The following is a 6,416-nucleotide window of genomic DNA, read 5'->3' on the forward strand; positions in this document are numbered from 1 at the left end:
CCGCGTACGTGGCCGTGGTGTCTGCGATCTGCGCGGGCCAGGCGGAGGTGGCCGCCGAGGCCATGCGCCAGCACATCTGCGCAGGCGGCAGCGCCTTCACCGACATGGTGCTGGGCGCGCCCGCAAGCGCAGGCTATGAACGCCCGCGCAAGCCGAGATAGCCCGAAGAGGGCTCAGGGCCGCACTTCGAAGGCCAGGAACTGCGTGACCTGGTTGTCCGCGAAGTTGTTGTCGGCCACCAGCACCAGGGTGCGGTTGCCGTTGGCCAGGCGCGGGCCCCAGGAGATGCCTTCGATGTTGTCCAGCTTGACGCCCTGGTAGGTCACGGGCATCTCCAGCAGCAGCTCGCGCTTCATGGGCTTGTAGCTGGCGCCCACCAGGCTCTTGAAGCTGCGCACATCGGTGGTGTCCGGCTCGATGGTGGCGCGCGTCAGGCGGATGGTGTTGCCTACGCCGTCGGCAAAGGCGCGCTCGATGGCGATGAACTCGTGGTTGGAGACGGCCAGCAGCTCGGGCAGGCCGTTGTCCGGCGGAAAGCTGCCGCTGGCGGCCTTGTCCAGCGGAATCTTCGGCAGCTGGTAGACGTACTGCGCGCCGGACTTGCCCGTGGCCGGATCGAGCTTGAGGACGCGGACCACGCTGCCCGCCGCCAGCGTGGTGAGGGGGCCGTCTTCCACCAGCGCATCCTCGTTGGCCGTGAACACGCTGCCGTCGGGCGTGACGGCCAGGGCCTCGAACAGCTTGTTGTTGCGCCCTCCGCTGGTGGTGTTGTCCACGTAGTTGAAGGCCGCAGGCGTCTCGAAGTCGCGCACGAAGCTGCCGTCCACCCTGATCTCGCGCACGAAAGGCTGGAACAGGCTGGCGGGGTCGGTGCTGAAGTTGCCCTCGCTGGACACGTAGAGATTGCCGTTGGGCGCCACGCGGATGCCTTCGGGGTCCACGGTGCGGCGCGTGCCGGGCAGCGGCTGGCCGTCGCGGCCCTTGAGCGTGACCATCTTGCGGATGGTCACGGCCTGGATGGCCTTGTCATCGAACTGAATGCCCAGGTTGTAGAAGCGCGGCGTGCCACGCTCGCCGCCGCGCTCATCGGAGATGGCCCAGTAGCTGCCATCGGGCGCGCGGTCCAGGCCGGAGATGCCGCCGAACTCCACGCCGTCGAACAGTGTCTTGGTCCTGATGCTGTAGTCGCCGATCAGGCGCAGCGAGCCGATGGTCTCGGGGCCGTCGTCGCTGCCGCCGCAGCCTGCCAGGCCCGTGGCCGTGCCGAAAGCCAGGACCAGCGCGAGCAGCACGGATGCGGGCGAGCGGACCTTGTCTGCATTGTTCATATTCCCTCCCAGGATGGATCTCAGAAGGGATGGACCGTAGCCAAGGCCCGTGACAGGGTGGTGACATGCATGCGCATGCCGCCGCCCTGTCCCTGCCCTGCCCCCGCCCTGACCGGCCCCTCGTCCGCTACTCCAGCTTGGCGCCCGAGGCCTTGACCACCTGGGCCCAGCGCGCGATCTCGCCATGCACCATGGCCGCGAACTGCTGCTGGTTCATGCCGCCGTAGTCGGCGCCGTTGCGCGCCCAGATGGACTTGATCTCTTCGGCCGAGCCTATGCGCTGCACCTGGTCGATGACCTGGGCCTGCACCGCCTGCGGCGTGCCCTTGGGCGCCCACAGGCCGTACCAGGTGGTGACCGTGTAGTCGGGCAGGCCGGACTCGGCCGCGCAGGGCACGTCCGGGAAGGCGGGGTTGCGCTTGTCGCCAGAGACCATCAGCGCGCGGATGCGTCCGCTCTTGATGTGCTGGGCCGAGGAGCCCAGGCCGTCGAACATCATGTCCACATTGCCGGCGATCAGGTCCTGCAGCGCCGGGCCTGCGCCTCGATAGGGAATGTGGGTGATGAAGGTATTGGTCTGCAGCTTGAACAGCTCTCCGGCCAGATGGTGCGATGTGCCCGCGCCCGCCGAGGCGTAGTTGAGCTTGCCCGGCCGCTTGCGCAGGTCGGCCAGCAGCTCCTGCACGGTCTTGCCCGGCACGTTGCGCGGGTTGACCACCAGCACCTGGGGCACGCTGGCCAGCAGGGCCAGCGCGACGAAGTCGCGCTCCAGGTCATAGTCCAGGCGGGGGTACATGGACGGCGCAATCACATGGTGGGTGCCGCCCATGAAGAAGTTGTAGCCGTCCGGCGCCAGCTTGGCCGCGTAGCCGGCGCCCAGGGTGCCGCCTGCGCCGCCACGGTTGTCGATCACCAGGGTCTTTCCCGCGCTCTTGGCGAACTGGGCCGAGAACGGCCGGGCAAAGGCATCGGTGCCCCCGCCGGCCGGAAACGGCACGACCAGGTTCACGGGTTTGGACGGCCAGTCCGTCGCGGCGCGGGCTGCCATGGGCAGGGCCAGCGCGGCCATCGAGGCCCCGGCCGCGCGCAACACCGCGCGCCGCCCCGTGGGGTGGGAAGCTTGCATGACTTGTCTCCTTGTCGCCTCTTTGAGGCTGTCTTCGTTGTCAGGCGCAGCAATCCCTGTGCAAGAAAAGGGGCACGGCCTGCGCCGCGCCCCTTTTCATTTGCACAGGGCTTCGATGTCCGAGGACACCGGTATGCGGCCCTGCGCCAGCAGGCCGCGATGCTTGTCCAGGCGCTTGAGGTCGTAGAGATAGTTGACCATCAGGCCCAGCGATTGCTTGAGTCCCTTGGCCGACAGGTCGGCCGCCCAGTTGAGCCGCTCCACGCGCGCGCCGTTGCCCAGGTGAAAGCGCGCCACCGGGTCCAGCGGCCGGCCCTTGGCCGTCTCGCGCCCCAGATAGTGGGCAGCGCAGAACAGCAGGGCGCGGCGCACAGGCGCGTCGGGCTTGAGATCCTGCGGCGCATCCAGCGCCGCCAGCAGGTGCTCGGCGCCCATGCCGCCCGCCTTGAGCTCGAAGGCCTTGCGCTGGCGCTCGTCCATCTTCTCCAGGATGGCGTCGCCGTGCTTGGCGATCCAGGCGCGCAGGCCCGGAATGGGCGACAGCGTGGCGAAATGGCGCAGCCGGGGGAATTCGCCCGTCAGCGTCTCCACCACATGCTTGATCAGCGAGTCGCCGAAGCTCACGCCACGCAGGCCGGTCTGGGTGTTGCTGATGGAGTAGAAGATGGCCGTGGTGGCGCGGCCCAGGTCGGCGGCCGCCGCCGTCTCGTCCAGCAGCGGGGCAATGCTGTCGGACATCTTGTCCACCAGCGCCACCTCCACGAAGATCAGGGGCACGGTGGGCATGCGGGGGTGGAAGAACCCGTAGCAGCGCCGGTCGCTGTCCAGGCGGTTCTTGAGGTCGGCCCAGCTGCGGATGTCGTGCACGGCCTCGTACTGGATGAGCTTTTCGATCAGCGAGGCCGGCGAGTCCCAGCTCAGGCGGCGCAGCTCCAGCAGGGCCACGTCGAACCAGGTGGAAAACAGATGCTCCAGCTCGGCATCCAGCGCGGAAAAGCGCTGCTGCTCCGCCTTGGGCAGTGCCAGCAGTTCGGCACGCAGGTCCACCAGAAAGCCCATGCCGCCCTGGGGCTGGGCAAACCGCTGCAGCAGCCGCGTGCGCGGCGACATCAGCGCGCGGCGCAGATCCATCTCGGCATGGCCGCGCTCGGCGTCGCTGGTGGCCGTGTCATAGCGCTTGCGTGCGGTCATCAAGGCGTCGGTGTCGGGGCCGAACTGCTCGACGATCAGCGCCCAGAAATCCTGGCGCGCCGGCAGCTCGGCCTGGGCATACCAGTCCATCAACTGCTGCGCGTGGCGGCCGCCCTCGACATCGCTGAGCGCTGCGTCGGCGGCGGCCTGCAGGTCTTCCATGAGCTTGCGCAACTCGCGCGGGGACAGCACTTCCTGGCCTCGGCGCAGGGTGGCCTGCAGGCGCTGGGCCGTGCCGCGCGGCGCGGGAGCCTTGGCTGCATCGCCTTCGGCCTTTTTTGCAGGCGCAGCGGCCTCGGTGCTGCGAAAGCGGGACACATTGCGGGCAATCCAGTCGGTAGCCAGACCCATTCAGACACTCCTCCATATCAAGCGGTCACGGGACTGTCATGCCGCCAACGGGCCAATGACAATCCCTTGCTGCTCACATTATGGAAGTCTGTACGCCAGCGCGTGTACGCCGATGTCGCGTTCTTGTCTTCGGGCAATCCCCAGCACGCGCGCGCCACGCCAAAAAGAAAGCGGGCCCAGGGCCCGCTTCGCATTGTGTCCAGCCAGATTCAGGCCGGCTTGCCCGCATGGGCCGGATAGGCCGGACGCCCCGCCGCCCAGAGCCACATGGCAATGCCGCCGATCACCATGGGCACGCACAGCCACTGGCCCATGCTCATCCCCAGCGACAGCAGGCCCAGGAAGTCGTCAGGCTCGCGGAAGTACTCGGCAATGAAGCGGAAGGCACCATAGCCGGTCAGGAAGACCGCCGCCACCTGGCCCGGCTTGTGCTCCTTGCGTGCATACAGCCACAGCAGCACGAACAGCAGCAGGCCCTCAAGCAGGAACTGGTAGACCTGCGAAGGATGGCGCGGCAGCATGGAGCCGCTTTGCGGGAAGACCATGGCCCAGGGCAGCTCGGGGCTGGCAAAGCGGCCCCACAGTTCGCCATTGATGAAGTTGCCGACACGGCCCGCCGCCAGGCCCGTGGGCACGCAGGGAGCGACGAAGTCGGCCACCTCCAGCCACGAGCGTGCGCGCGAGCGCGCGAACCAGACCATGGAGCCGATGACGCCGATCAGCCCGCCATGAAAGCTCATGCCGCCCTGCCAGACGTAGAAGATCTCCAGCGGATGGCTGAGGTAGTAGCCGGGCTTGTAGAACAGGCAGTAGCCGAGCCGCCCGCCGACGACCACGCCGAGCACGCCCAGGAAAAGAATGTCTTCCACGTCCTTGCGCGTCCAGGCGCGGTCGCCCTGCATGCGCACGAAGGGCGGGTGGCGCAGCCTGCGCGTGCCCAGCCAGAGGAAGAGGCCGAAGGCGGCCAGATAGGTCAGGCCGTACCAGTGCACGGCGAGGGGCCCGATCTGCAGGGCCACGGGATCGATCTGCGGGTACATCAGCATGGTCGGCATTGTGCCGCAGCGCCGCATGGCCGGCGCCGGCCAGGGGTTGGAAAGATGGCGTCCCGCCCGCTCAGCCTTGCGGGCCTTCCTGGATGGCCGTGAGCTTGTCCAGGGCAGACAGCAGATGGCGCTGCTCGGTGGCGGTGAGCAATTGCTCCAGTTCGTCTTCCAGCTGCACCACCACGCCTTCGGCCCGCGCCTGCAGTGCGCTGCCGTCGTCCGTCAGGTGCAGCTGCTGCAGCCGGCGGTCGCGCGGATCGGGCTGGCGCCCGATGAGGCCGCGCTGCACCAGGCGCTCGACCACGGGCACCAGGTTGGAGGGCGAGATGTCCAGCGCCTCGCCCAGCTGGCGCAGGTAGATGCCGGGATTGGAGTGGATCAGCACCAGGATGGAGAACTCGCTGGGCTTGAGGTCCAGTTCGGCCACGCGCCGCGCAAACAGCTTGTGGATGTGGATTTCCGCGCGCGTGAGGCGGTAGCCCAGAAAGCGCTGCAGGCGCGACTGGTCGACGGCGGGTTCGAAGGAGCTGTCCATGGACACGGATCCGGAAGAGGAAGAAGGCGCAACGAAGCAAGGCCGCACCGGCGCCTGCGGTTCTGCAGGGCCGGTGCGGCGTTCCATCATAAAAGCCCCGGCAGCCCGCTCAAGCCACGGCGGCTGGCAGCGGCGTACGGGCAGCGGCCTCGGTACGGCGCAGCCAGTGCTCCGCATCCAGCAGGCCATGCGCAAGGAACCAGGCCGCGCTGTCCGCCTTGGAGCGGCGCAGCGCCGGATCGGCCAGCGGCAGGCTGACGCGCGCCGCGCGTGCCCAGGCAAAGGCCATGCACAGCGTGCCGACCAGTCGCAAGTAGTCCTCGGCACAACGCGCCAGCAATTGCCTGTCGCCGGCAGCGCCGGTACACAGCTCGCCCGTCAGCGCTTGCATGCGCTCGGCCCAGCTGCGCAGCGCGCCTGCAAAGCCGGTCTCCATGCCCGCGGCGTCGCAGGCATCGGCCTCTTCACGCAGCACCTTCAGCAGCGGCGCCAGCGCGGCACCGCCGCTGGAGGCCACCTTGCGCTGCAGCAGGTCCAGCGCCTGGATCTGGTTCGTGCCCTCGTAGATCATGGCGATGCGGGCATCGCGCAGCGTCTGCTCGATGCGGTACTCGTGCACATAGCCGTAGCCGCCGAAGACCTGCAGCGCCTCGCTGGCCAGCGCAAAGCCCCGCTCGGTGAAGAAGGACTTGACCACGGGCGTGAGCAGCGAGGCCAGCGCATGGGCCTGGGTGCGCTCCTCGGCATCCGGCGCCTGTTCGGCCAGGTCCAGCTGGTGCGCCACCCAGCCTGCAATGGCGCGCATGCCTTCGGTCCAGACGCGCAGGTCGGCCAGCATG

6 protein-coding genes are annotated in these 6,416 nt (G+C 68.4%); all 6 read right to left on the reverse strand.

Annotated features, from left to right (window positions below; translation table 11 throughout):
• Nucleotides 1-173 precede the first annotated feature (173 nt).
• Nucleotides 174-1,328 carry an esterase-like activity of phytase family protein gene (locus tag L995_RS02865; protein WP_047468957.1) on the reverse strand — a complete coding sequence of 385 codons (1,155 nt, stop codon included), beginning with the start codon at nt 1,326-1,328 and terminating at the stop codon, nt 174-176.
• A 127-nt stretch (nt 1,329-1,455) separates the two neighbouring features.
• A complete protein-coding gene (locus L995_RS02870) occupies nt 1,456-2,454 on the reverse strand; it encodes a Bug family tripartite tricarboxylate transporter substrate binding protein (protein ID WP_047468960.1) in 999 nt (332 codons plus the stop codon).
• 96 nt (nt 2,455-2,550) lie between these two features.
• Nucleotides 2,551-3,996, reverse strand: a complete 1,446-nt coding sequence (locus L995_RS02875; RefSeq protein ID WP_047468963.1) for a malonyl-CoA decarboxylase — start codon at nt 3,994-3,996, stop codon at nt 2,551-2,553.
• A gap of 209 nt (nt 3,997-4,205) precedes the next feature.
• A complete protein-coding gene (gene lgt, locus L995_RS02880; RefSeq protein ID WP_223275185.1) occupies nt 4,206-5,051 on the reverse strand; it encodes a prolipoprotein diacylglyceryl transferase in 846 nt (281 codons plus the stop codon).
• 61 nt (nt 5,052-5,112) lie between these two features.
• On the reverse strand, nt 5,113-5,577 hold the full coding sequence (locus L995_RS02885) for a MarR family winged helix-turn-helix transcriptional regulator (protein WP_043789709.1): 465 nt from the start codon (nt 5,575-5,577) through the stop codon (nt 5,113-5,115).
• A 109-nt stretch (nt 5,578-5,686) separates the two neighbouring features.
• Nucleotides 5,687-6,416 (reverse strand): acyl-CoA dehydrogenase (locus L995_RS02890; protein WP_047468968.1); only part of this gene is annotated, 730 nt, incomplete at its 5' end.

This window comes from Delftia sp. ZNC0008, assembly GCF_000799035.1.
In the GTDB taxonomy this organism is placed as follows: domain Bacteria; phylum Pseudomonadota; class Gammaproteobacteria; order Burkholderiales; family Burkholderiaceae_C; genus Comamonas; species Comamonas tsuruhatensis.